28 protein-coding genes are annotated in these 20,370 nt (G+C 67.3%); 20 read left to right on the forward strand and 8 right to left on the reverse strand.

The window, feature by feature from the left end; translation table 11 throughout:
• Positions 1-4 precede the first annotated feature (4 nt).
• The 8 genes from lysA (at position 5) to ABEJ63_RS01060 (ending at position 5,657) form a co-directional block, all read left to right on the forward strand.
• Positions 5-1,234 carry a diaminopimelate decarboxylase gene (lysA, locus tag ABEJ63_RS01025; RefSeq protein ID WP_375794479.1) on the forward strand — a complete coding sequence of 410 codons (1,230 nt, stop codon included), beginning with the start codon at positions 5-7 and terminating at the stop codon, positions 1,232-1,234.
• A complete protein-coding gene (gene dapF, locus ABEJ63_RS01030; RefSeq protein WP_375794480.1) occupies positions 1,231-2,103 on the forward strand; it encodes a diaminopimelate epimerase in 873 nt (290 codons plus the stop codon). The genes lysA and dapF overlap by 4 nt, the downstream gene beginning before the upstream one ends.
• The gene (locus ABEJ63_RS01035; protein WP_375794481.1) at positions 2,096-3,181 is read left to right on the forward strand and encodes a M20 family metallopeptidase; all 1,086 of its coding nucleotides are present in this window, start codon (positions 2,096-2,098) and stop codon (positions 3,179-3,181) included. The genes dapF and ABEJ63_RS01035 overlap by 8 nt, the downstream gene beginning before the upstream one ends.
• 44 nt (positions 3,182-3,225) lie before the next feature.
• Positions 3,226-3,732 carry a PUA domain-containing protein gene (locus tag ABEJ63_RS01040; RefSeq protein ID WP_375794482.1) on the forward strand — a complete coding sequence of 169 codons (507 nt, stop codon included), beginning with the start codon at positions 3,226-3,228 and terminating at the stop codon, positions 3,730-3,732.
• A gap of 154 nt (positions 3,733-3,886) precedes the next feature.
• Complete coding sequence (locus ABEJ63_RS01045) at positions 3,887-4,273, forward strand: nascent polypeptide-associated complex protein (protein WP_375794483.1); 387 nt, start codon at positions 3,887-3,889, stop codon at positions 4,271-4,273.
• Positions 4,270-5,004: a methyltransferase domain-containing protein gene (locus tag ABEJ63_RS01050; RefSeq protein ID WP_375794484.1), complete on the forward strand. Its 735-nt coding sequence runs from the start codon at positions 4,270-4,272 to the stop codon at positions 5,002-5,004. The genes ABEJ63_RS01045 and ABEJ63_RS01050 overlap by 4 nt, the downstream gene beginning before the upstream one ends.
• A gap of 70 nt (positions 5,005-5,074) precedes the next feature.
• Positions 5,075-5,296, forward strand: coding sequence for a hypothetical protein (locus ABEJ63_RS01055; RefSeq protein ID WP_375794485.1), 222 nt, complete (start codon positions 5,075-5,077; stop codon positions 5,294-5,296).
• Positions 5,280-5,657, forward strand: coding sequence for a hypothetical protein (locus ABEJ63_RS01060; RefSeq protein ID WP_375794486.1), 378 nt, complete (start codon positions 5,280-5,282; stop codon positions 5,655-5,657). Before ABEJ63_RS01055 ends, ABEJ63_RS01060 begins: the two co-directional genes overlap by 17 nt.
• On the opposite strand, the gene ABEJ63_RS01065 is transcribed toward ABEJ63_RS01060, so the two are convergent.
• From ABEJ63_RS01065 to ABEJ63_RS01080, 4 genes are all read right to left on the reverse strand, one after another.
• The gene (locus tag ABEJ63_RS01065) at positions 5,650-6,192 is read right to left on the reverse strand and encodes a hypothetical protein (RefSeq protein ID WP_375794487.1); all 543 of its coding nucleotides are present in this window, start codon (positions 6,190-6,192) and stop codon (positions 5,650-5,652) included. The genes ABEJ63_RS01060 and ABEJ63_RS01065 overlap by 8 nt on opposite strands.
• Before the next feature lie 46 nt (positions 6,193-6,238).
• Entirely contained in the window at positions 6,239-6,568 is a 330-nt protein-coding gene (locus ABEJ63_RS01070) for an RPA12/RPB9/RPC11 RNA polymerase family protein (RefSeq protein ID WP_375794488.1), read from the reverse strand.
• A gap of 96 nt (positions 6,569-6,664) precedes the next feature.
• The gene (locus ABEJ63_RS01075) at positions 6,665-6,979 is read right to left on the reverse strand and encodes an RPA12/RPB9/RPC11 RNA polymerase family protein (protein ID WP_375794489.1); all 315 of its coding nucleotides are present in this window, start codon (positions 6,977-6,979) and stop codon (positions 6,665-6,667) included.
• Between the two features lie 50 nt (positions 6,980-7,029).
• The gene (locus ABEJ63_RS01080) at positions 7,030-7,287 is read right to left on the reverse strand and encodes a hypothetical protein (protein ID WP_375794490.1); all 258 of its coding nucleotides are present in this window, start codon (positions 7,285-7,287) and stop codon (positions 7,030-7,032) included.
• A gap of 85 nt (positions 7,288-7,372) precedes the next feature.
• Between ABEJ63_RS01080 and ABEJ63_RS01085 the strand changes: the two genes are divergently transcribed.
• Positions 7,373-8,668: an MFS transporter gene (locus tag ABEJ63_RS01085; protein ID WP_375794491.1), complete on the forward strand. Its 1,296-nt coding sequence runs from the start codon at positions 7,373-7,375 to the stop codon at positions 8,666-8,668.
• 138 nt (positions 8,669-8,806) lie between these two features.
• Here the strand turns inward: ABEJ63_RS01085 and ABEJ63_RS01090 are convergent, their stop codons facing one another.
• The gene (locus ABEJ63_RS01090) at positions 8,807-9,574 is read right to left on the reverse strand and encodes an enoyl-CoA hydratase/isomerase family protein (protein ID WP_375794492.1); all 768 of its coding nucleotides are present in this window, start codon (positions 9,572-9,574) and stop codon (positions 8,807-8,809) included.
• Between the two features lie 150 nt (positions 9,575-9,724).
• Between ABEJ63_RS01090 and ABEJ63_RS01095 the strand changes: the two genes are divergently transcribed.
• Genes ABEJ63_RS01095 through ABEJ63_RS01130 form a run of 8 tightly spaced genes read left to right on the forward strand, consistent with a single transcriptional unit; the run spans position 9,725 to position 17,142 of the window.
• On the forward strand, positions 9,725-10,504 hold the full coding sequence (locus tag ABEJ63_RS01095) for a hypothetical protein (RefSeq protein WP_375794493.1): 780 nt from the start codon (positions 9,725-9,727) through the stop codon (positions 10,502-10,504).
• A gap of 42 nt (positions 10,505-10,546) precedes the next feature.
• Complete coding sequence (gene mfnA, locus ABEJ63_RS01100) at positions 10,547-11,602, forward strand: tyrosine decarboxylase MfnA (protein ID WP_375794494.1); 1,056 nt, start codon at positions 10,547-10,549, stop codon at positions 11,600-11,602.
• A gap of 37 nt (positions 11,603-11,639) precedes the next feature.
• Positions 11,640-12,182, forward strand: a complete 543-nt coding sequence (locus ABEJ63_RS01105; protein ID WP_375794495.1) for a YqaA family protein — start codon at positions 11,640-11,642, stop codon at positions 12,180-12,182.
• 48 nt (positions 12,183-12,230) lie between these two features.
• Positions 12,231-14,354: a methionine--tRNA ligase gene (metG, locus tag ABEJ63_RS01110; RefSeq protein ID WP_375794496.1), complete on the forward strand. Its 2,124-nt coding sequence runs from the start codon at positions 12,231-12,233 to the stop codon at positions 14,352-14,354.
• A 38-nt stretch (positions 14,355-14,392) separates the two neighbouring features.
• Positions 14,393-14,662, forward strand: coding sequence for a hypothetical protein (locus ABEJ63_RS01115; protein ID WP_375794497.1), 270 nt, complete (start codon positions 14,393-14,395; stop codon positions 14,660-14,662).
• Between the two features lie 37 nt (positions 14,663-14,699).
• Complete coding sequence (locus ABEJ63_RS01120) at positions 14,700-15,299, forward strand: NfeD family protein (protein WP_375794498.1); 600 nt, start codon at positions 14,700-14,702, stop codon at positions 15,297-15,299.
• Between the two features lie 55 nt (positions 15,300-15,354).
• Positions 15,355-16,503: an SPFH domain-containing protein gene (locus tag ABEJ63_RS01125; protein WP_375794499.1), complete on the forward strand. Its 1,149-nt coding sequence runs from the start codon at positions 15,355-15,357 to the stop codon at positions 16,501-16,503.
• Between the two features lie 42 nt (positions 16,504-16,545).
• On the forward strand, positions 16,546-17,142 hold the full coding sequence (locus ABEJ63_RS01130; protein WP_375794500.1) for a winged helix-turn-helix transcriptional regulator: 597 nt from the start codon (positions 16,546-16,548) through the stop codon (positions 17,140-17,142).
• Here the strand turns inward: ABEJ63_RS01130 and ABEJ63_RS01135 are convergent.
• The 3 genes from ABEJ63_RS01135 to ABEJ63_RS01145 form a co-directional block, all read right to left on the reverse strand.
• Positions 17,130-17,381, reverse strand: coding sequence for a hypothetical protein (locus tag ABEJ63_RS01135; protein WP_375794501.1), 252 nt, complete (start codon positions 17,379-17,381; stop codon positions 17,130-17,132). The genes ABEJ63_RS01130 and ABEJ63_RS01135 overlap by 13 nt on opposite strands.
• A 137-nt stretch (positions 17,382-17,518) precedes the next feature.
• A complete protein-coding gene (locus ABEJ63_RS01140) occupies positions 17,519-17,917 on the reverse strand; it encodes a TRAM domain-containing protein (RefSeq protein WP_375794502.1) in 399 nt (132 codons plus the stop codon).
• 48 nt (positions 17,918-17,965) lie between these two features.
• Entirely contained in the window at positions 17,966-18,364 is a 399-nt protein-coding gene (locus tag ABEJ63_RS01145; protein WP_375794503.1) for a PPOX class F420-dependent oxidoreductase, read from the reverse strand.
• Between the two features lie 167 nt (positions 18,365-18,531).
• Here ABEJ63_RS01145 and ABEJ63_RS01150 point away from each other — a divergent pair, with 167 nt between their 5' ends.
• From ABEJ63_RS01150 to ABEJ63_RS01160, 3 genes are read left to right on the forward strand one after another with little or no spacing between them, the layout of a single operon-like run.
• A complete protein-coding gene (locus ABEJ63_RS01150) occupies positions 18,532-18,801 on the forward strand; it encodes a MarR family transcriptional regulator (RefSeq protein WP_375794504.1) in 270 nt (89 codons plus the stop codon).
• 25 nt (positions 18,802-18,826) lie between these two features.
• Positions 18,827-19,591: an MBL fold metallo-hydrolase gene (locus ABEJ63_RS01155; protein ID WP_375794505.1), complete on the forward strand. Its 765-nt coding sequence runs from the start codon at positions 18,827-18,829 to the stop codon at positions 19,589-19,591.
• 48 nt (positions 19,592-19,639) lie between these two features.
• A complete protein-coding gene (locus ABEJ63_RS01160; protein ID WP_375794506.1) occupies positions 19,640-20,347 on the forward strand; it encodes a class I SAM-dependent methyltransferase in 708 nt (235 codons plus the stop codon).
• Positions 20,348-20,370 lie beyond the last annotated feature (23 nt).

A 20,370-nucleotide genomic window follows, 5' to 3' on the forward strand; every position in this document is an offset into this window, starting at 1 on the left:
TGCCGTGAGCGAGACCCCACCCATCCGCCGGCTGTCCGACTGGGGCCCGGAGCCGTTGCGCGACATCGCCGACGAGTGGGGTACACCAACGTATGTACTCGACCTCGACCGGGTGGCCGCGAACGCTGCCCGGCTCGCGGCAGCATTCCCGGCTGCCGACATCGCCTATGCCGTGAAGGCGAACACGACACGGCCGGTGCTCGAGCGGCTCGCAGCGGCGGGCGTCGGCGCCGAGTGCGCGGCTGCCGGCGAGGTGGAGCGCGCGCTCGCGGCGGGCTTCCCGGCCGAGCGAATCCGGTACACCGCTGTCAACCCGCCCGCCCGCGACCTTGCGTCTATCCTCGAGACGGATGCGGCCACGGCGATGACGGTGACCGTCGGCGCCGAGGACACCCTCGACCGACTCGTCGAGCGCGGCTTCGAGGGCCGGCTCTGTGTCCGGGTCAACCCGGGCGTCGGCGCCGGCCACCACGAGAAGGTATCGACCGGTGCTGAGCCGAAGTTTGGTGTCCCGTATGAGCGTGCGACGGCCGTCTGCGAGCGTGCCCGTGCCGTCGGCGACCTCGTCGGAGTGCACGCACACGTCGGCTCCGGCATCTCCGGCGACGACCTCACGGCTCACCGCGAACTGGTACGCCGGATGGGAGACCTAGCCCGCACGGTCGGCGACCTCGAGTTTGTCGCCGTCGGTGGCGGCTTCGGTGTCCCCTACCACGAGAATGAGTCCCCCCTGGACCTCTCGGCGGTCGCCCGGGCGACTCGAGACGCGCTCGGAGATGTCGACGCGCAACTTGCCATCGAGCCGGGCCGGTACTTCGTCGCGGACGCGGGCGTCCTGCTGACGACGGTCAACACGGTGAAGCCGACGCCGGAGACGACAGTAATCGGCGTCGACGCCGGGATGACGACGCTCGCGCGGCCGGCGCTGTATGACGCCTACCACGCGGTGCGGTCACTCGAGCCCGACCGGCCACCGAAGCCGACGACACATGTCGACATCACAGGCCCGGTCTGTGAGACGGCCGACGTGCTCGGGCGCGACCGCCAGCTCCCGGAGCCGACACGAGGGGACCTATTGGCGGTCGGTAACGCCGGCGCCTACGGGTACGAGATGGCGTCAAACTACAACTCTCGGCCGCGGCCCGCCGTCGTCGTCCTTGAGGGCGATACCGATTCGCGGCTGGCGGTCCGCCGAGAGACGCTCGCGGACGTGACCAGACTTGAGGAACCATGATTCAGGTAGAGAAATACCACGGCACTGGCAACGACTTCGTGATTGTCGACGCGGACGCAGACGTGCCTGACCGACGGGCGTTCGCGCGACGGATCTGCGACCGCGAGACGGGTATCGACCACCCGGCGTCCCCGCGGGTAGGCGCCGATGGTGTCCTCTTTCTCGCGCTGGAGGCAGGGTCACGGTTCACGCCGCCGCGAGCCGTGATGACGCTCGTCCAGCCAGACGGCAGCGTCGCTGCGATGTGTGGCAACGGCGCGCGCTGTGCCGCTGAATGGGCCGCCCGACGACTCCGCGACCGACCCGAGGGGTTCGACGGTGAGGTAATGATAGACACCCAGAGCGGGACCCGCCGGGCGACCGTCGGCGAAACGGTCACTATCGAGATGGGTCAGCCGACATTCGCACCGGACGAGGTGCCGGTCGAGGCGGCCGAACCGGTCATCGAGCGAGAGGTAGCAGGACTGACGATCACCGCTGTCAACACCGGCGTCCCGCACGCCGTCGCGCTGGTCGAGGACGTGGATGCTATCGACCTTGCAACGGTCGCACCACCGGTTCGCCACGCCGATGTGTTTCCGCGCGGTGCGAACGTGACGCTTGCAGCCCGCGACGGCGACGGCTACCGGCAGCGTACCTTCGAACGAGGCGTTGAGGGGGAGACCGACTCCTGTGGCACCGGCGCGGTAGCCGTCGGCGCCGTCGCCCACCGCCTCGGCCACGTCGAGACAGGCGAGACAGTACACGTCTCGCCGCCCGGCGGCACTCTCGACGTAACGGTCACGGAACGTGGGTCGACGCTGTGCGGGCCGGTCGCCCACGAGTTTTCCGCCGAAGTGGCCGCTGGGCCGCTGCCCGCCGATGACTGACCCCGGTTTCGACCCGCTGGCATTCCACGCCGAGGCCGTTCGCACGGCCTCACACCAGGACGTAACTGCAATGCGATCCCTACTGGTCGAGACCCTCAGGGACGCGGGCGCCGACCCACGCGTGGACGACGCGGGAAACACGCTCGCGACGAAGGGCAGTGGCGAGCCCCATCTCGTGTTGAACACACACATCGATACGGTGCCGCCGCACGTCCCCTACGAGCGGGACGGCGAGGTGGTCCGCGGGCGAGGGGCGTGTGACGCGAAGGGACCACTCGCGGCACTGGTCGATGCCTTCCTCGCGTGTACTCCAGACGGGCGAGTGACACTTGCAGTCACCCCCGACGAGGAGACGTACTCGACGGGGGCTGCGGCGCTGACCCGCGGCACGGGCGCGCTCGAGGCAGACGGCTACATCGTCGGTGAGCCGACAGGGCTCGATGTCTGTACCGCCGCCAAGGGACGCTTCGAGGGGACCGTGAGCCTGCGCGGGCAGGCAGCCCACGCCGCCGAACCGGACTCCGGGAGGAACGCGCTCCACGCGCTCGGACCGGTGCTTGCCGCGCTGGAGCGGTTCGACGAGACGCACGGCCCGGGCAAACACGACACGCTCGGCGCACCGACGCTTCAGGCAACCACCGTCGACGGAGGAACAGCCACCAACCAGTTGCCGGCGTCGGTATCGTTCACCGTCGACCGGCGGAGCGTCCCGCCAGAAACGGCAGACGGGTTCCAGGCGGCACTGGTCGAACACCTGCAGGCTGCTGCACCGCCAGACATCGAGGTCGAGGTGACGCTCACGGAGCGACCGACACCGTTCCTCGAGGCGTTCTCGACACCGGCGGACAGCGACTTAGCGGCGACGCTGGTGGCCGCCGCGAATGGCGAGACCCGGCCGTTCACCGCCGCGACGGAAGCATCGTACTTCGCGGCCGACGGGCCGACCGTCGTCTTCGGACCGGGCGTACTCGCCGACGACCAGGGTGCCGTCGCACACGCACAGCGGGAGTACGTCGAGCGACCGGCCATCGAGGCGGCGGCGGCAGCGCTTCGGGAGACGCTCGCGGCGCTGGCGTGAGCGCAGACGCGAAGGCATATCCCCGGCGGCGGTCACCGTCGGGTATGGACGCGGACGAGCGGAGGCGACTGGCGACGGTGGCCGACTACCAGTTCGGCCGCGGCGCGGGAGCGGCGCTGTTTCCCTCCGATGAGGAACCGGCAGTCCGGCGGACGAGCTCCGGCCGGCCAGCCCAGATTCACGTCGGCACGGGAGCGGGAAGCCACGATGCCGACGGCAGTCCGGCTGGCGAGCGACTCGTCTCCTACGGTGATGACGGCCGGTTCCGGCTCGGCCCCGCGGGAGGCCGCCGGCTGATCGCGGCATTCGACTCGCCGCGGGCGCGGGTTGTCGTTGGCGACGAGTCGGCGCCGTTCGTCCGCGACGGGAAGAACGCCTTTGCGAAGTTCGTACAGGCCGTCGATGAAGCTATCCGACCGGGCGACGAGGTGGCCGTCGTCCACGCCGACGGCGAGTTACTGGCGGTGGGCCGCGCCGAACTCCCCGCGAGTGGGATGACCGACTTCGACAGCGGGATGGCCGTCAAGATTCGCGCTGGTATCGAGAGCTAACACACCTAGCAAGCCTGTTTAGATGGTTTTCGGTCCGGCCGAGCACCGCTGGGTGTCGCCAGGGGACACGGAACAGCTACTCCCGGCATCCAACGGCCCCTGCAGTGCCGGCACGAAGGGAGGGCTTTTCATTATCGGGTGCCACCCACCGAGTATGTTCGGAGGAGGCGGCGGCATGAACCCGCAGAAGATGAAGCAGATGATGAACCAGATGGGGATTGACCTCACCGAAATCGACGCCGAGGAGGTCATCATCCGGACACCCGACGAGGAGCTGGTGTTCCACGACGCCGATGTCCAGCAGATGGACGCGCAGGGCCAGTCCACATACCAGGTCGTGGGCGAACCGGATGTTCAGCCGCGCGGCGAGCACGAGCCGGCAGCCGATGACGGTGGCGACGATGAGGACGAACCCTCGGCCATCCCAGAGTCGGACGTTGAAATCGTGGCCGGGCGGACGGGGGTATCGGCTGAGGCGGCCCGCGAGGCGCTCGAGGCGACCGACGGCGACCTGGCGGCGGCCGTCGAGCGGCTGGAGTGACCTTCCTCCTCGTCCGCGAGGACCGCGAGCACCTGCTCGGCCCCGGTGACCGGCTGGAGTCCGACCTCGGCATCCTCGAAGTGCCCGAGGATGTCCAGCCAGGCGATGTCGTAGAGACACATATCGGCGAGGAATTCGTCGTGCGCAAGCCGCGGGGACCTGACCTGTTCGACCACCTCGATCGGACCGGTGCCCCGATGCTCCCTCGGGACATCGGACTTGTTATCGGCCAGCTCGGGCTGGCCGCGGGCGACTGCGTCCTTGATGCCGGCACAGGTACGGGCATCCTCGCGGTGTATCTCGGTCGGCTCGGCATCCAGGTGACAACGTACGAGCAGGATGCCGAATTCGCCGAGGTCGCCCGCGAGAATGTCGCCACGGCTGGCGTCGGCGACCGCGTTGAGGTGCGGACCGGCGATGTGACGGGAGCGCTCGACGAGCTGGTCGGGAGGGACTTCGACGGGCTGACGCTGGACACAGCGGACGCGCCCGCGGTACTCGAACAGGCGCCGGAGCTCCTGGCAGCGGGGGCGCCGGCGGCCGTCTACTCGCCATTCGTCGAGGCAGCCCGCGACTGCGTGGAGACGGCCCGGGCGGCCGGGTTAGTCGAGGTGGAGTGTGTCGAGACTATCCAGCGGGAGATGGAGTTCGACGAGCGTGGGTCTCGGCCGTCGACCCGCGGCGTCGGCCACACGGGATATCTCACATTCGCGCGGGCGCCGCTCCGCTGACACCGGCTCCGGCGGGCGCCGCCGCGAGGGGTGGTTATTTGCCTCCCCGCCTTCTCTGTGAACCTGTACCATGAGCAGCGAACAGCCCGAGGAGCGAGTCGAGGAGACACAGACATGGCCGGACTTGGCGATCAGCCTCTACGACCGGCTTACCGGCCGTAACGCCGAGATAACCTACGCGTTCGACGACATGGAGGTGGATGTCCCAAGCAAGGCAGGGGCAGATGCCGACCACGCCCGCTGGCGCGTCGACGGGACCATCACGGTCTCGACCAGTGAACGGGACGACTGAACTCGCCGCGATTGCGGCCGGCCGGCCACCGCTCCGAGTCGACGCCGACCTCGATGTCGAGGTGGACGGACACCCGCTGTCTGTGACGGGTGAGGGCGACCGCCTCACGGTCGCCGTGGGGTCGCTCGGCGCGGCGACCGGACTGCTCCGCGGAGTCGGGGGGCCCGATCGCGTCCGCTCGCTGGCGACGCTCGCGACGGCAACAGGACTCACCGCCGATGTGACGGTTCACGGCCGGACAGTCGCGCGGGCTGGCCGGAGAGCGACGCCTGGCGCTGTTGGCCGCCGATTCGGCATCGAACTGCGGCCGAACGGACTCGTCAGCGCGGCACTCGCCGGCCTCCGGGCCGCACTCACCTGACCGCGCGGACGAACTCGAACAGGTCCTCCCGGAACCCGCTGTCCTCCTCGACGCCTGGACCGGCCGCCGGATAGGCACCGCCCGCCAGCCGGAATCCGTCGGCGTTCCATACCGCCAGCCAACCAGTAACATCGAACGACTCGCCGCCGGCCTCGTAGCGTCCGCGGACAGAAGTGAGCCGGGCGCGGGCGCCCGAGTCGACGCGCATCCGTCCCTGACTCTGCGCCGAGAGATCGCGAAAGCCACGGTCGCGGAGGTCATCGAGAAATGCCTCACGGGCGCTGGTCGCCACCGTCGATGCAACCAGTTGGCCGGCTCCAGGCGGGAGTGGCGGCTGAAACTCGAGCGCGGTCGCGAACAGAAATCGAGTCACATCGGCCGCGAGCCGCTCGCGAAGTGGTCCGTCCCCGTAGACGACGGTCCGGCCGATCACCTCGGCGGTCGGGAGCCCGAACACGCGTTCTTCGGTCCGGTCGACCTGCTCCCAGCCGTCGCCGAGCCGTTCCGTCGGGATCGTCGGCCAGCCGTCGCTCATATGTCAGATAGGCGCGGCCGGGTAAAAAAACCGGGTTTGGAGCGGCTCAGTTGTCGTCTTCGCGCCACTTCTTCCCACATTCGACGCAGGTGAAAAACCGCGTCTCCGACTCGTCAGCCGCGCGAATCTGCTTCATCTCGTAGCGGGCTCGTTCGCCGTCGCAGTCGGGATTTGGACAGCGGGCAGTGGTCGTCGGACCGATTTCCGTGTCGTCGACCTCCGACATGTCCACAGGGCCGTCGTCGCTCTGTCCCTCTGTTGTCGTCATCGCCTCTTCGGTTGCGTCGTCGCGGCGCGTCTCGTGGTCACAGGACCGACACACCCACGTGTCACCGTCCGTGTGCATCATCGAGCCGCATTCGTCGCAGAATTGCATCTGGCTATGTATGGGTTCCGCATCGGCCGGTGTAAGCCTCCCGCTTCTCTGCGCAACTCGCCACCCGAGCGGATACACGCTCGGTCCGGTGCTCGCTCAGTTCCGCCATTTGTGGCCACATTCGACACAGGTGAACAGCCGAACCTCGTAGGAACCGCCCGGCTTCGGCATCATCTCATAATGGGCACGCTCGCTCTCGCACTCCGCCGTCGGGCAGACAGTCTGGACCGTCTCGGTCGCCGCATCGTCGGCGTCAACCACTGGAGCGGGACCGTCGTCCTGTTGTGTCTCCGTCGTCGTTACCGCCGCGTCGGTCGTCGAGTCACGCGCCCGTTCACGCCCGCAGGACCGACAGACCCAGGCGTCGCCATCTGCGTGCATCATCGAGCCGCATTCGTCGCAAAACTGCATTCGGATTCAGAAGGGGGTGCGCCAGTGTTTAAAATGCCCGGGTGGTGCTGTCAGCCCTCACCTTCTGACTGACCGGGCTCGCCGACCGCCTCCGTCGGCAGCGCGCCGTACAGCTCTGTCTCCAGGTCCCCAGCGTCGCTGAACGAGTCGCTCTGGAGCCCACGGACGAGTTCAGCCAGCGACGCCTCGCCGTCAGCCAGCAGTAGCGTCACGTCGTCGAACTCGTCGGCGAGCGTCGCGCGGTCCACCGGATACTCCGCCTCGGCCAGCAGCGACGACAGCCGGCTCAGCTTCTGTTCACGTCCCATAGTCATACCGCGGCCACAGACGGCATAAGCGAGGGGGTCGCCGCGGGCGCGTCATTGAAACCGCGGGGGCGCGTCGCTCGGATGAATGGTCCTCGCGACGGACAATCGTGTGCTCGCGCTGGCGGTCGCACGGATGGCCGACTCGCTCGGCAACTCGTTTCTGGTCATCGTCCTCCCGCTGTACATCGCGTCCGGAGAGATCTCGCTGGCCGGGCTAGAGGGAGTCTCGACGGAGCTGCTCATCGGGGTCGTGCTGTCGCTGTTCGGCCTGCTGAACAGCTCGCTCCAGCCATTCACCGGCCGCGCCTCCGATCGGGCCGGCCGGCGGAAAGCATTCATCCTCGCCGGGCTTGTCGTGTTCGCCGTCGGCAGCGCCGTCTATCCGTTCGTGACCTCTTACTGGCTTGTGCTGGCCGCGCGCGCACTCCAAGGCGTTGGCGCTGCGCTCACGGTGCCGGTCACACTCGCGCTCGTCAACGAGTACGCCGCCGAGGGGGAACGCGGAGGCAACTTCGGCGTGTTCAACACCTTCCGGCTCATCGGGTTCGGATTCGGCCCGATGCTCGCGGGGCTACTCATCACTGGTGGCATCGCCTCAGAAACGGTGACGAGCTACGTGCTTGGTGGCGTGACGGTCAGCGGCTTCGATGCCGCCTTCATCGTCGCCGTCGGCGGCGCCGTCGTCGCGTTCGGACTGGTGTCGCTGCTCGTCACCGAACCGGAGCCGACGGCGCCCGCGAGCGAGGACCTCTCGGTTCGAGTGCGGGGCGATGGACAGCTACTCGACCCGGTGTTCGTCGTCGGCGTAGGCACCTTCTTTATGGCGACTGGAATCGCTGTCTACGCGACGATACAGACGTCTGTGAACGCGAAACTCGGACAGGGGCCGTTCCTCTTCTCGGTGCAGTTTGCCGCCGTCGTCGTCGCGAACGTCCTTCTGCAGACACCGGTCGGGCGCGCCTCTGACCGGATTGGACGGCGGCCATTCCTGCTCGGCGGCTTCGCCCTGCTGGTGCCTGCGCTCCTCCTGCAGGGGATCGTCCCGGAGTTGTCGGGACTGCTCCCGGCGACGCTACTGGGCGTGGGCGCCGACTCGTTGCTGATGCTCGGCTTCCGGCTGCTGCAGGGGGTCGCCGTGGCGATGGTGTTTGCGCCCGGGCTGGCGCTGGCGGGCGACCTCGCGGGGGCTGGCGAGTCCGGCACGACACTGTCCGTGTTGACGACGGCCTTCGGCTTCGGTATCGCTGCCGGTCCGCTCGTCTCCGGCGTGCTCATCGCCTATGGGTTTGTGTGGCCGTTCGCCGCCGTGGCCGCGCTCGCGGTCGTCGCGCTCGTGCTCACCCACTCGCAGGTTGAAGAAACGCTCCCGACTACCGAGTGAACTACCCCACCCTACTCGCTCACCTATGGCTCGCTCCTTGAGGACGGGGGCTTAGCGCCTACAAACTGCTAATTCGGTGCAACTCGGCAGCATTCCACCGTCGAAGCGGTGGGCATCCACGCTGACCTGCTGTGAGCCTCAGGCGAAGTCTGGCTCGCGGTCCTCGAGGAATGCCGCCATCCCTTCACGCTGGTCGTCGGTACCGAACAGCGACGACCAGGTGCGTCGCTCGAAGTCGAGCCCCTCGCGCTGGCCCATCTCGTGAGCCTGGTTGAGCGCCTCCTTGGCGGCAGCCATCGCGAACCGCGGCTTCGCCGCTAGCTCGCGGGCCATCTCGTCGGCGTGTGCTGCGAGGTCGTCGTGGGCGACGACCTCGCCGACCAGCCCGGCCTCGTAGGCGTCGCTGGCATCGATGCGCTCACCGAACATGACGAGCCGACGGGCGGTTTCGTCGCCAACCAGTCGGACGAGCCGCTGGGTGCCGCCCCAGCCAGGAACGATACCGAGGTCGATCTCCGTCTGACCGATGACCGCCCGTTCGCTGGCGACCCGGAAGTCACAGGCCAGCGCGAGCTCGCAGCCGCCGCCGAACGCGTAGCCGTTCACCGCCGCGATGACCGGCGCCGGGAACGTCTCAATCGCGTTCATCACCGCATGGCCCTGCCGGCAGTATGCCTCTGCGGCTTCGACACCCATTTCTGACATCCGCTCGATATCAGCACCAGCCGCGAACGCCTTCTCACCGGCGCCCGTGACGACGACCGCGCGGGCGTCCTCGCGGGCCGTCTCGAGGGCGTCGTCGACCGCAGCGAGGGTCGCACCGTCGAGGGCGTTGAGTCGGTCCGGGCGGTCGATGGTAATAGTCGCGACGCCGTCGTCGAGGCTGAGCTGAACTGGATCGCTCATACCGGGAGGAATCGCGCTCGCATCAAAAAGACCCGGCACCCGGGCCCCAACGTCGTACCACTCCCTACCCAGCACCGACATCCAGTACGCAACACCCGACATTCGCAGGCGAGTCACGGGGCTTTTGCGCTATGGGGGCCAGACGGGGGTATGCAACGACCGGCCACTGCGGCGCTGTGTCTGCTCGTCGTCCTTGCTGGCTGTTCGTTTGGCGGGACGCCGACTGGGACGCCCACGGCGACAGGACCGAGCGTCCCCGAAGGACTGACGGCCGAGACAGCGCCGCCAGGTGTCTCGGCGGAGACCGGCGAGTTGACCAACCCCGAGGCGCTGCTCGCGGCCCACCAACGGGCGCTCAACGCCACGGGCTTCATCATCGAGGTGCGGTCGAACGCGACGCTCCTGCGCAACGGCCAGCCACGGCAGGTGCGCCGACAACAGGTCGTGCGCGCCTCGCCCGGCGCCGCTCGCTACAACACGACGGTCGTCAATCCTGGGTCGCGGTTCGACGTCTGGGGGAACCGGTCGGTGCAGGCGGTCCGGGTACAGACTGGCGACGGCGTCCGCTATCAGACCGGCGAACCGCGGTCCGTCCGGCGACTCTCTGGACGGCCGCTGCTGGCGACGTATCTCTCCTCGGGCGGCTGGCGGGTGACAGCCGTCGAGGAGCGGGACGGCGGGACGTTCCTCACGCTCCGGTCGTCGACGGTGCCGACCGCAGACGGCGCGCTGCCGTCTGACGCCGAGAACGTCAGCAGCTACGCTGCCGTCATTGTCGTGGACACAGAGGGGCGGGTCCGGTACTTCGAGGCGACGGCCGACTACACCATCGACGGGAACGAGGGCTCCGTTCGCGTGCGCCAGCAGGTCCGGTCACTCTCCGATCCCGAGCCGGCGCGCCCGGGTTGGTTCGCCGAGGCAGTCGCTTGAGGACAGCAGGTATTTTATTTGCTGGTCGCGGACGGTGGAGCGATGCAGGAGTCGTCGCCACAGACGTTCTCCCGGGTGCTCTCGTCCATGTGTACGGAGCCGCACCCAGCGGCTCGCGAAGCCGCAGAGCAGTTCCTCGCGACGAATCCGGGTGACCCGGCCACCTACGAGACGGTCGCTGATCTTGAGCGGCGGGTCATTGACGGACTGGGAGAGCTGGCGCGGCTCACCACCCCCGCTGGTTACGTCACCAGCGGCGGGACTGAGGCGAATCTGCAGGCGATCCGACTGGCGCGCAACCGGGCAGAAACGCGCACACCGAACGTCGTTGTCCCCGCGTCAGCTCACTTCTCGTTCACAAAGGCGGCCGACGTGCTGGGGGTCGACCTCCGGGTGGCGCCGTTAGACGAATACAGAGTCGATCTCGATGCTGTCGCCGAACTCCTCGACGAGGACACCGTAGCCGTGGTCGGCGTTGCGGGGACGACAGAGTACGGCCGCGTCGACCCGATACCCGCGCTCGGTGACCTGCTCGCGGATGACGGGACGGACGCGCTGTTGCACGTGGATGCCGCCTGGGGCGGATTCGCCCTCCCGTTCACCGACCGCGACTGGGACTTCAGGGACGCACCGGTCGACACGATGACAATCGACCCTCACAAACTGGGGCGAGCGGTCGTCCCGGCCGGCGGTCTCCTTGCCCGTGAAGAGTCGCTGCTGGCCAATCTCGCGGTGGAGACACCGTATCTCGAGTCGACCTCACAGGTGGCGCTGACTGGGACCCGGTCGGGGGCAGGCGTTGCGAGCGCCGCGGCCGCGCTCGAGGCGCTCTGGCCGGACGGCTATCGCGAACAGTACGCGACCACGCAGGCGACAGCCGAGTGGCTCGCCGACCGGCTGATGACCCGCGGCTACGATACCGTGCCGCCAGAGCTGCCTATCGTGGCGGCCGACCTAAACGGCGCGGTCGCGCCGCTGCGCGAGCGAGGATGGCGGCTCGCCCGGACGGAGCACGGAGAAGCCCAGGTCGTGGTCGGACCCCACGTGACGCGCGAGCGGTTGCAGGCGCTGCTGGCAGACCTCGAGGCGGTCGCGTAACGGTACGCTTACGCCGGCGGACCGCATCCGGGCGGTCGTGACGCTTGTCGCTGGGCTGCTCGGTATCGATTTCACGGTCCTTGAGGAGGCCGTCCGGGCGGCCCGCGGCCCACTCGGACTCGTGATCGTCGCTGTCTACTCGTTTCTCATCGCGTTCGTCCTCCCGCTCCCCAGCGAGGTCGTCCTTGCTGCCAATCTCGACTTGGGCGTCCCATACGTCATCGAACTAACGCTCATCGTCGTCGCGTCGGGGCTGGGGAAGGCGGCCGGCTCTGTGTTCGCCTTCGCACTCGGCCACGGTGTGAAGGAGTCGGGACCAGTGGTGCGACTGTTGCGCAACTCGCGGTTCGATGTCGTCTCATGGTCCGAACGCAAGACCGTCTCGCTGGCCCGTGAGTACGGCTACCTCGGGCTAGCGATGGCGCTGTCAGTCCCCTTCTTTCCAGATACACTCTCGATTTACGCCTTCTCTGTGCTGGAGGAAGATTACCTCCGGTTCGCGGCCGCGACATTCGCCGGCAGCGTCGGCCGACTGGTCGTCACCATCGCCCTGTTCGGCGTCGGCTTCGCCGTCGTGTGAGCGCGCGGAACCAGCGGGATTTAGGCCCCGCGCCGCGGACACGATGGTATGACACACGACCCGTTCCCGACCGACGAGCCGGCGGTGGTGACGTGCGGGCTCCCGTACGCGAATGGTGACCTGCACGTCGGGCACCTGCGGACGTACGTGAGCGGCGACGCGCTCTCGCGGGCGCTGCGTCGCGTCGGCCAGCAGACGGCGTTCGTCTGCGGCTCCGACATGCATGGCACGCCCATCGCCGTCAATGCCGCCGAGGCAGGCACTTCCCCGGAGGCGTTCGCCCGTGCGTACCACGAACAGTACGAAGAGACGTTCCCCCGGTTCAACGTCGCGTTCGACAACTACGGCCACACGGACGACGAGACGAACACCGAACTCACCCGCGACATCGTCCGCGCGCTCGACGAGGGAGGCCACATCTACGAGAAGGAGATCAAGGTGGCGTGGGATCCCGCGAACGACCAGCCGTTGCCTGACCGGTTCGTCGAGGGGACCTGCCCCTACTGTGGCGAGCGGGCTCGGGGAGACGAATGCGACGAGGGGTGTGGCCGCCACCTCGAGCCGGGAGAGGTGGAAGACCCCGTCTCGACCATCTCGGGCAACCCTGCCGAGTATCGCGAGCGCACCCACAAGTTCTTCCGCGTCTCCGAGTTCCAGTCGTATCTCTCGAACTTCCTCGACCGGCTGGAGGGGACGGCCAACGCCCGGAATCAGCCCCGCGAGTGGGTGGAAGGAGACCTCCAGGACTGGTGTATCACCCGCGATATGGACTGGGGTATCGACTATCCTGGCGAGGGAAGCGACGACTTGGTGCTGTACGTCTGGGTCGACGCGCCCGTCGAGTACGTCGCCTCCACGAAGCAGTACGCCGAACGGGTCGACGACTATGACTGGGAGGCCGTCTGGAAGGATCGCGCGAACGCCGCCGAGCGTGGCCCGGAAGCGGCCCCCGAGGGCGGCGAAATCGTGCACGTCATCGGCCAAGATATCATCCAGCATCACACCGTCTTCTGGCCGGCGATGCTGCGCGGCGCCGGCTACAATGAGCCGCGGGCGGTGATGGCCTGCGGCTTCGTCAATCTCGCGGGCGACGCCTTCTCGACGAGTCGTAACCGCGCGGTGTGGGCCGACGATTACCTCGACGCTGGCTTCCATCCCGACCTGTTCCGCTATCAAATCATCACCGGCTCGGAATTCACCGCCGACGTGAACTTCTCCTGGGACACCCTCCAGGAGCGGACGAACAACGACCTCGTCGGAGCGCTGGGCAACTTCCTCTACCGGTCGCTGCTGTTCGCCCATCGCAACTACGGCGGGACGCCCGATGTCGATGTGAGCGAGACGGTGCGCGCGGAGATTGAGTCGGCAACCGAGGCGGTCCGCGAGGCAGTCAACGACTACTCCGTGCGCGGCCTCGGCGAGGCACCGGTCGACCTCGCGCGGTTCGGCAACGAGTACATCCAGCGCCACGAGCCGTGGAAACTGGTCGACGAAGAGCCCCAGCAGGCCGCACAGGTCATCCGTGACTGTGTCCAGCTGGCAAAGGCGTGTGCTGTCCTGATGCAGCCGGTACTCCCCGGAAAGGCGGCGGCACTGTGGGACCAGCTCGATGAGACTGGGTCCGTCCACGAGACGACCCTTGCGGCCGCGCTTGAGGCGCCACCCGCAGAGTTCGGCGAGCCGACCGAGCTGTTCGACCGCATCGAGGACGACACCGTCGAGCGGCTTACCGAGCAGCTCGAAGAGCGGGTTGCCGACGCTGGCGAAGACGACGACGAGACTGAGGCCGACGCCGAAGATGAGGCCGAGGCAGGCGATGGAGCCGCCCCGCCGGCCGTCGAGCCGCTGGCCGACGAACGAGTGAGCTTTGAAGAGTTCCAGCAGCTTGACCTGCGGGTTGGCGAGATTCGGACCGCCGAGGGTATCGAGGGGGCAGACGAGCTCGCTCGGCTGGATGTTGACCTCGGCGTCGAGACGCGCCAGATAGTGGCCGGCATCAAACAGCTCCACGACCTCGATGCACTCGTCGGCGAGCGGGTGGTCGTCGTCGCCAATCTCGAGAAGACGGAGCTGTTCGGCGTCGAGTCGAATGGGATGGTGCTGGCCGCGGGCGAGCAGGCAGACCTACTCACTACCCACGGCGACGCGACGCCGGGGACGAAGATACGCTAGTCGCGAGGGTTTTTCTCTCGGCCGCCGGTACAGTCGATATGGGCAACACGCGTGGCGACACCGACGACCGGGAGTGGGACGACCCGCCGGGAATCGACCTCGAGGACACACGATCGGACGACGAGGCCGGGACCGAGGCTGAAGCCAATGCGAATGACGGACGTGCGCTCGATGTCGCCACGGAGGGGGCCTCGCTGCGTGGCGACCGCGAGCCGCTCACGCCCGGCGACATCGACCCCGAGAACGCGCTGTTTGTGCTGCTTGGCGCGGCCGTGACGCTCGTCGTCCTGCTCCAATTATTCATTTGAGGCGAACGCTTAGGACGCCACGCGTCCAACCCGGTGTATGGCCGAGATACTCGGCGTCCCGCTCTCGCTCGTCCTCCTACTCGCCGGCGCGGGACTGATGGTCGCGGAGGCGCTGGCACCCGGGGCGCACTTCATCGTCGTCGGGGCAGCGCTAACGGCCGCGGGGCTAGTCGGGCTGCTCGTGAGCCCGGTGCTCGGCTCACTAACTCCCTTCCTGTTGGCGCTGGTCGTACTCGTAGCCGGCGGCGCGACGCTGGCCGTCTATCGGCGCATCGGCGTCGGCACAGGCGGCCCCGGAAACAAGACATCCGACTCGGCGTCGCTCCAAGGGCAGTTCGGCCGCGTTACCGAGCGGGTAACCGCCGACGGCGGTGAGGTGAAACTCCAAGACGGCGGATTCAACCCCTACTATCGTGCGCGGTCGATGGACGGCGAGATACCCGAGGGGACAGAGGTCATCGTCCTCGATCCGGGCGGCGGGAACGTACTCACTGTCGCAGCAACCGACACCGACGACGAGATTGACCGCCAACTTCAGCAGGGCCGGACTGAAGAGCCGCCACGCGAGCAGTCGCCGGACCGGTCACCAGAACGGGCACCGGAACGAGAAGCGGACAGCGACTCAGAACTCGCCTGAACCGGGAAATCCGCCCGGGGGAACCCTTTTACAGCGTTTGGCCCCAAGCGAATGTATGCTGGTCCCGCTACAGATTGGGGGTATTGCTGGCCCCGTCGTCGCCCTCGTACTGCTCACGCTCGTCGTGGTTGCCCTCTACAAGTCGGTCGTCATCGTCGACGCCTACGAGAAAAAGGCACTGACCCGGTTCGGCGAGTACCAGAAACTGCTGGAGCCCGGGTTCAACCTCGTCGTCCCGTTCGTCTCCAAGACCTACGCGTTCGACATGCGGACACAGACGCTCGATGTCCCCCGGCAGGAGGCTATCACGCGAGATAACTCCCCCGTGACCGCGGACGCCGTCGTCTACATCAAAGTGATGGACGCCAAGAAGGCGTTCCTCGAGGTGGACGACTACAAGCGCGCGGTGTCGAACCTCGCGCAGACGACACTGCGGGCCGTGCTGGGTGATATGGAGCTGGACGACACGCTCAACAAACGCCAAGAGATCAACGCTCGCATCCGGAAGGAACTCGACGAACCCACCGACGAGTGGGGTGTCCGCGTGGAAAGCGTCGAGGTGCGAGAGGTGAACCCGTCGAAGGACGTCCAGCAGGCGATGGAACAGCAGACATCCGCCGAGCGGCGCCGGCGAGCGATGATTCTCGAAGCACAGGGAGAGCGCCGCTCTGCCGTCGAGACCGCACAGGGAGACAAGCAGTCGAACATTATCCGCGCGCAGGGAGAAAAACAGAGCCAGATTCTCGAGGCCCAGGGTGACGCCATCTCCACGGTGTTGCGTGCGAAATCCGCTGAGTCGATGGGCGAGCGGGCAGTCATCGACAAGGGGATGGAGACACTCTCGGAGATCGGCCAGGGAGAGTCGACGACGTTCGTCCTCCCGCAGGAACTCACGTCGCTCGTGGGCCGGTACGGCAAGCACATGACCGGCTCAGACGTGGAGACGAACGGCGACGTCCTCGACTCGCTCGAGTTCGACGCCGAGACGCGAGAGATGCTCGGGCTGGACGACATCGAAGAGATACTTGGGCAGATTGACGAGGAGGCAGAGATGGACCTCGAGCAGATGGAGGCAGAGGCAGAGGCCATCAAGGCCGGCGAGGACGAGGCCGATATCAAGAGTGCCGACGAGGTCATCTCGGAGATGGAGTCGGATGTGGACGAGGACGTGGCCGCGGAGATGCGCGACGCGATGGAAGAGTAGCGTAGCCGAAGCGGTTTTACCTGCCACTCTCCGACCGGAGGTATGGACGGCGTCGATGAGAGTAAGCGGGCAACGCTCAAGCGGTTCGCCGCGCTCGGTGCGGTCTCGCCGCTGGCCCGGCTCGCCGACGATGGCGGTGAGTCAGATGCCCGTGATGCGATCCTCGGCTACCTCTCCACGACGCCCGGCGCTCACTTCTCGAAGCTCCGCGACGATCTCAGGCTGGGTACCGGCGAGGCCCAACACCACCTTCGGCGGCTTGAGCGCGAAGAAGCCGTCGAGTCTGTCAAGGATGGCGACTACCGCCGGTACTTCCCGGCGGGGGAATTTTCGGCGTTCGAGCGGCGCGCAGTCGGGTATCTCCGGCGAGACACCCCCCGCGGGATGGTGCTGGCGCTGCTGCGTGACCCAGACGCGACGGCGACAGAGCTGGCCGACCGGTTGGATGTCTCTCGCTCGACGGTGAGTAAGTACGCCGGCCAGCTTGAGACGGCAGGCCTGCTGTCACGGGCAGACGGCTACGCGCTCGTTGAACCGGAGCGACTGTTGACGCTTGTGGTGCGGTACGCGGAGTCATTCGGGCCAGAGGCGGCGGCGCTTGCAGACGACGCTGCCGACCTGGTCCGTTACGATCCCTGAAGAGTGACCATCCAGGTCGTCCCCGAGGAGTAGCCCCACTTCTCGACGCTGACATCGAAGTTCCCCTCACAGATGGCCGTCATGTTCGTGCCAACCTCCTTGGCCGACATGTCGAGCGCCTCGCCGATGTCGCGGGACTTGAAATAGGTGTCCGTCCGGGCGGCCTCGCGCAGATACGCGAGGATACGCCGCTGTTTCTCGCTCAGGCCGGCACCGGTCGCGGTAGTCGTCGCGCTCATACACCTGATGTGGCCTGGCCGCCCAAAAGGCGGTTTGGTACGGGCGGTAAATCCGACGCTGTCTGTCGATTTGACCCGGTATGAGCGGCGTCGATACGCCGCTGCGGACCGCGGTTGGTACGGCGGGGAAACAGCCCCTACTCGATGACCTCACCGACGGCGAAGTTCGACTTCACCTCGGTCACTTCGATTTTCACCCGCTCACCAATCTCCGTGTCGGGGACGATAATGACGTAGCCGCGCTCGACGCGGGCGATGCCGTCGCCCTGTTTGCCGATATCTTCCACCTCGACGTAGCGTATCTCGCCGGGTTCGACGGGGGGTTGGGGCTCGTCGCCGGCGGTGCCGCTGGCAGAGGCCTCGCCTGCCTCGGCACTCGCCTCCGCCTCGGCCGCAATGAGCGCGACCCGATAGGTGTCACCCGGCGTGACAGAGCCGGTGTCGATCTCGCGGCGGGGGACCTCCACGACGTAGCGGTCGCCGTCAGCCTCGATGTCGGCGCTGAACAGACAGAGGAGTTTGTCGGAAATCTCCATAGACGGCCGACACGTCGCCCGGGGGGAGTAAAGTTCTTTCAGTGGCGGTCAGGAGTGGGCGACCGAGACCGGCGTGATGCGTACGAGCACTCGCTCACCCTGTTCCTCGCCATGGTGGGGGTACTCGTCGACGCCCATGTACCGGGCCGCGAGGGCGTCGATGTGGGCGTCAGCACCCTCCGTGGTGAGCGTCGCCTCGCCGCGAACCGCAAGATATCGGTAGCCGTCATCGGGATCGGTCATGCTGACGGCCGCCCGAGGGTCTGCTCGCAGGTTCCGCTCTTTGCGGCGGCCGCGGGCGGTATTGACGAGCAGTTCGTCTGTCTCGGTGTCGTAGTCGACCCAGACAGGGGTGACCTGCGGCGCGCCGTCGGGAAACAGCGTCGCGAGATGGGCGAACGTTCGCTTTTCGAACAGGTCGTGGAACTCGGCAGGGACACTGGTCACACGCGGTGCTTCAGGCCCCGCCACAAAGGGTGTGGGGCCCCGCTGTCGGTCGCGGCAATACATGACAGCCGGATTTGTATAAGGGTGCATTATACTCTTGGTACTGTTGAAGTTGTTATGACGCACATATAGGGAACACTTACCCGGGCACACAGGAAGGCACAGGTATGAGCACGACCACCGAGGACGCCACGTCCGACCCGATGTCTGACCCCGAGTTCCGTGAGCGGCTCCGGGAGCTCCCACCGAGCGCCAAGCTAGTCGCCAAGGTGCTTGAGGGGTCTAGCCCCCTCTCGCAGGGACAACTAGCCGAAGAGTCGCTGCTGCCGGACCGCACTGTCCGCTACGCACTCAACCGCCTCGAGGAGGCAGAGCTCGTCGGCTCCCGGCACAGCTTCCACGACGCCCGCAAACAGGTCTACTTCCTCGCCAACTAAGCCGCCGCGGCCGGTAACCCCGGCCGTGACCGTCCACCGCATCCCAGTCACACACGAGCACGTCCCGACCGGCGCCGTCACCGCCCATGTCGTTGACGAGGAGCGAATCATCCTCGTCGATCCGCCGGAACGACACCCCGACATCGACGCTCTGCTGGCCGACCGCGATCTCGACGCCATCGCTGTCACTCACCACCATCCGGACCACGCGGGCGGCGTCGCCGCTTACGCCCGCGAGCATGACGCGACCGTCTACTGTCGAACTGGTCGTGCCGAGGCATTCACAGCCGCGACCGGCGTCACCCCGGACTGGACCGTCGCCGAAGGCGACCGCGTGGCCGGGACACTGACCGTCCGGGATACGCCAGGCCACGCACCCGAGCATCTCGCGTTCGCCCACGAGTCAGGACTGCTGTGTGGTGACCTCGCGGTCGCCGACGGCTCTGTCGCCGTGACCGCGCCGGAGGGTGACCTCCGCGCGTACCTCACCTCGCTGCGCCGCGTCCGACAGTTCGCGCCCGACCAGCTCTACCCGGGCCACGGCCCAGTCATCGAGGAGCCGCAGGCAACCTGCGAGCGCCTGCTCGCTCACCGCCGCGACCGCGAGCAGCGCGTCCTCGCGGCAGTTGAGGCCGGTGCGTCGACGCTGGATGCGGTGACCGACGCCGCCTACGAGAAAGACATCTCGGCTGTCCGGGAACTGGCCGTCGGCACCGTCGAGGCCCATCTCGAGAAGCTGGCCGTCGAGGGGCGTGTGATGTGGGACGGCCGCCGAGTGGCGCCGGCCTGACGCGGCGCTTCAATACGTTCAAGAGGGCGGGGCAAGCAGTCGGCGGTAGTGAAGGGAGCCGAGTGGTACCAGGCGGACGACGTCGCCGAGGAGTACGACGCAAAGCGGTTCTCCGGTGGGGGCCGGCTCATCGACGACCGCGAGAAGGCGGCCGTCCGGCGCGCACTTGCGCCGCTGGAGGGGAAACGCGTCCTCGAGATTGCCTGTGGGACGGGGCGGTTCACGGCGATGTTGGCACAGGAGGGCGCCGACATCGTCGGTATCGATATCTCCGAGCCGATGCTCCAGCAGGGCCGCGAGCGGGCCCGACAGCTGGGCGTCGACGACCACCTGGAATATATGCGCGGCGACGCCGCCCGGCTTCCGTTCCCCGACGACCACTTTGACGCCGTGTTTGCGATGCGGTTCTTCCACCTGGCGGACACCCCCGCCTCGTTCCTCGGCGAGATGGCCCGCGTCGCGGAATCACAGGTCTTTTTCGACACGTTCAACCGCTACTCGCTGCGGTCACTGTACAATTCGCTGCTGCCGATGGGCTCGCGGCTCTACTCTGATCGCGAGGTGTACCGACTGCTCGACGGGGCTGGGCTCCAGCTCGAAGGCTCAGAACACGACTTCGTGCTCCCCTACGGCTTCTACCGGAAGATTCCTGACGGCGTGGCCCGCCCGTTCCGAGCCGTCGACACTGCCGTCGGCCGAACCCGACTCGGCCGTCCGCTGGCATCCGTCTCCTACTGGGACGCCCGGGTAGCCTGAACCAATCGCAGCGGCCCAGCACA

The organism is Halosegnis sp., assembly GCF_042216475.1.
In the GTDB taxonomy this organism is placed as follows: domain Archaea; phylum Halobacteriota; class Halobacteria; order Halobacteriales; family Haloarculaceae; genus Halosegnis.

Excerpts from the sequence above, each read along its gene's own strand:
- dapF (WP_375794480.1), top strand. The coding sequence starts at position 1,231 with ATGATTCAGGTAGAGAAATACCACGGCACTGGCAACGACTTCGTGATT.
- ABEJ63_RS01035 (WP_375794481.1), top strand. The coding sequence starts at position 2,096 with ATGACTGACCCCGGTTTCGACCCGCTGGCATTCCACGCCGAGGCCGTT.
- ABEJ63_RS01040 (WP_375794482.1), top strand. The coding sequence starts at position 3,226 with ATGGACGCGGACGAGCGGAGGCGACTGGCGACGGTGGCCGACTACCAG.
- ABEJ63_RS01045 (WP_375794483.1), top strand. The coding sequence starts at position 3,887 with ATGTTCGGAGGAGGCGGCGGCATGAACCCGCAGAAGATGAAGCAGATG.
- ABEJ63_RS01055 (WP_375794485.1), top strand. The coding sequence starts at position 5,075 with ATGAGCAGCGAACAGCCCGAGGAGCGAGTCGAGGAGACACAGACATGG.
- ABEJ63_RS01065 (WP_375794487.1), bottom strand. The coding sequence starts at position 6,192 with ATGAGCGACGGCTGGCCGACGATCCCGACGGAACGGCTCGGCGACGGC.
- ABEJ63_RS01070 (WP_375794488.1), bottom strand. The coding sequence starts at position 6,568 with ATGCAATTCTGCGACGAATGCGGCTCGATGATGCACACGGACGGTGAC.
- ABEJ63_RS01075 (WP_375794489.1), bottom strand. The coding sequence starts at position 6,979 with ATGCAGTTTTGCGACGAATGCGGCTCGATGATGCACGCAGATGGCGAC.
- ABEJ63_RS01080 (WP_375794490.1), bottom strand. The coding sequence starts at position 7,287 with ATGGGACGTGAACAGAAGCTGAGCCGGCTGTCGTCGCTGCTGGCCGAG.
- ABEJ63_RS01085 (WP_375794491.1), top strand. The coding sequence starts at position 7,373 with ATGGTCCTCGCGACGGACAATCGTGTGCTCGCGCTGGCGGTCGCACGG.
- ABEJ63_RS01090 (WP_375794492.1), bottom strand. The coding sequence starts at position 9,574 with ATGAGCGATCCAGTTCAGCTCAGCCTCGACGACGGCGTCGCGACTATT.
- ABEJ63_RS01095 (WP_375794493.1), top strand. The coding sequence starts at position 9,725 with ATGCAACGACCGGCCACTGCGGCGCTGTGTCTGCTCGTCGTCCTTGCT.
- mfnA (WP_375794494.1), top strand. The coding sequence starts at position 10,547 with ATGCAGGAGTCGTCGCCACAGACGTTCTCCCGGGTGCTCTCGTCCATG.
- metG (WP_375794496.1), top strand. The coding sequence starts at position 12,231 with ATGACACACGACCCGTTCCCGACCGACGAGCCGGCGGTGGTGACGTGC.
- ABEJ63_RS01115 (WP_375794497.1), top strand. The coding sequence starts at position 14,393 with ATGGGCAACACGCGTGGCGACACCGACGACCGGGAGTGGGACGACCCG.
- ABEJ63_RS01120 (WP_375794498.1), top strand. The coding sequence starts at position 14,700 with ATGGCCGAGATACTCGGCGTCCCGCTCTCGCTCGTCCTCCTACTCGCC.
- ABEJ63_RS01125 (WP_375794499.1), top strand. The coding sequence starts at position 15,355 with ATGCTGGTCCCGCTACAGATTGGGGGTATTGCTGGCCCCGTCGTCGCC.
- ABEJ63_RS01130 (WP_375794500.1), top strand. The coding sequence starts at position 16,546 with ATGGACGGCGTCGATGAGAGTAAGCGGGCAACGCTCAAGCGGTTCGCC.
- ABEJ63_RS01135 (WP_375794501.1), bottom strand. The coding sequence starts at position 17,381 with ATGAGCGCGACGACTACCGCGACCGGTGCCGGCCTGAGCGAGAAACAG.
- ABEJ63_RS01140 (WP_375794502.1), bottom strand. The coding sequence starts at position 17,917 with ATGGAGATTTCCGACAAACTCCTCTGTCTGTTCAGCGCCGACATCGAG.
- ABEJ63_RS01150 (WP_375794504.1), top strand. The coding sequence starts at position 18,532 with ATGAGCACGACCACCGAGGACGCCACGTCCGACCCGATGTCTGACCCC.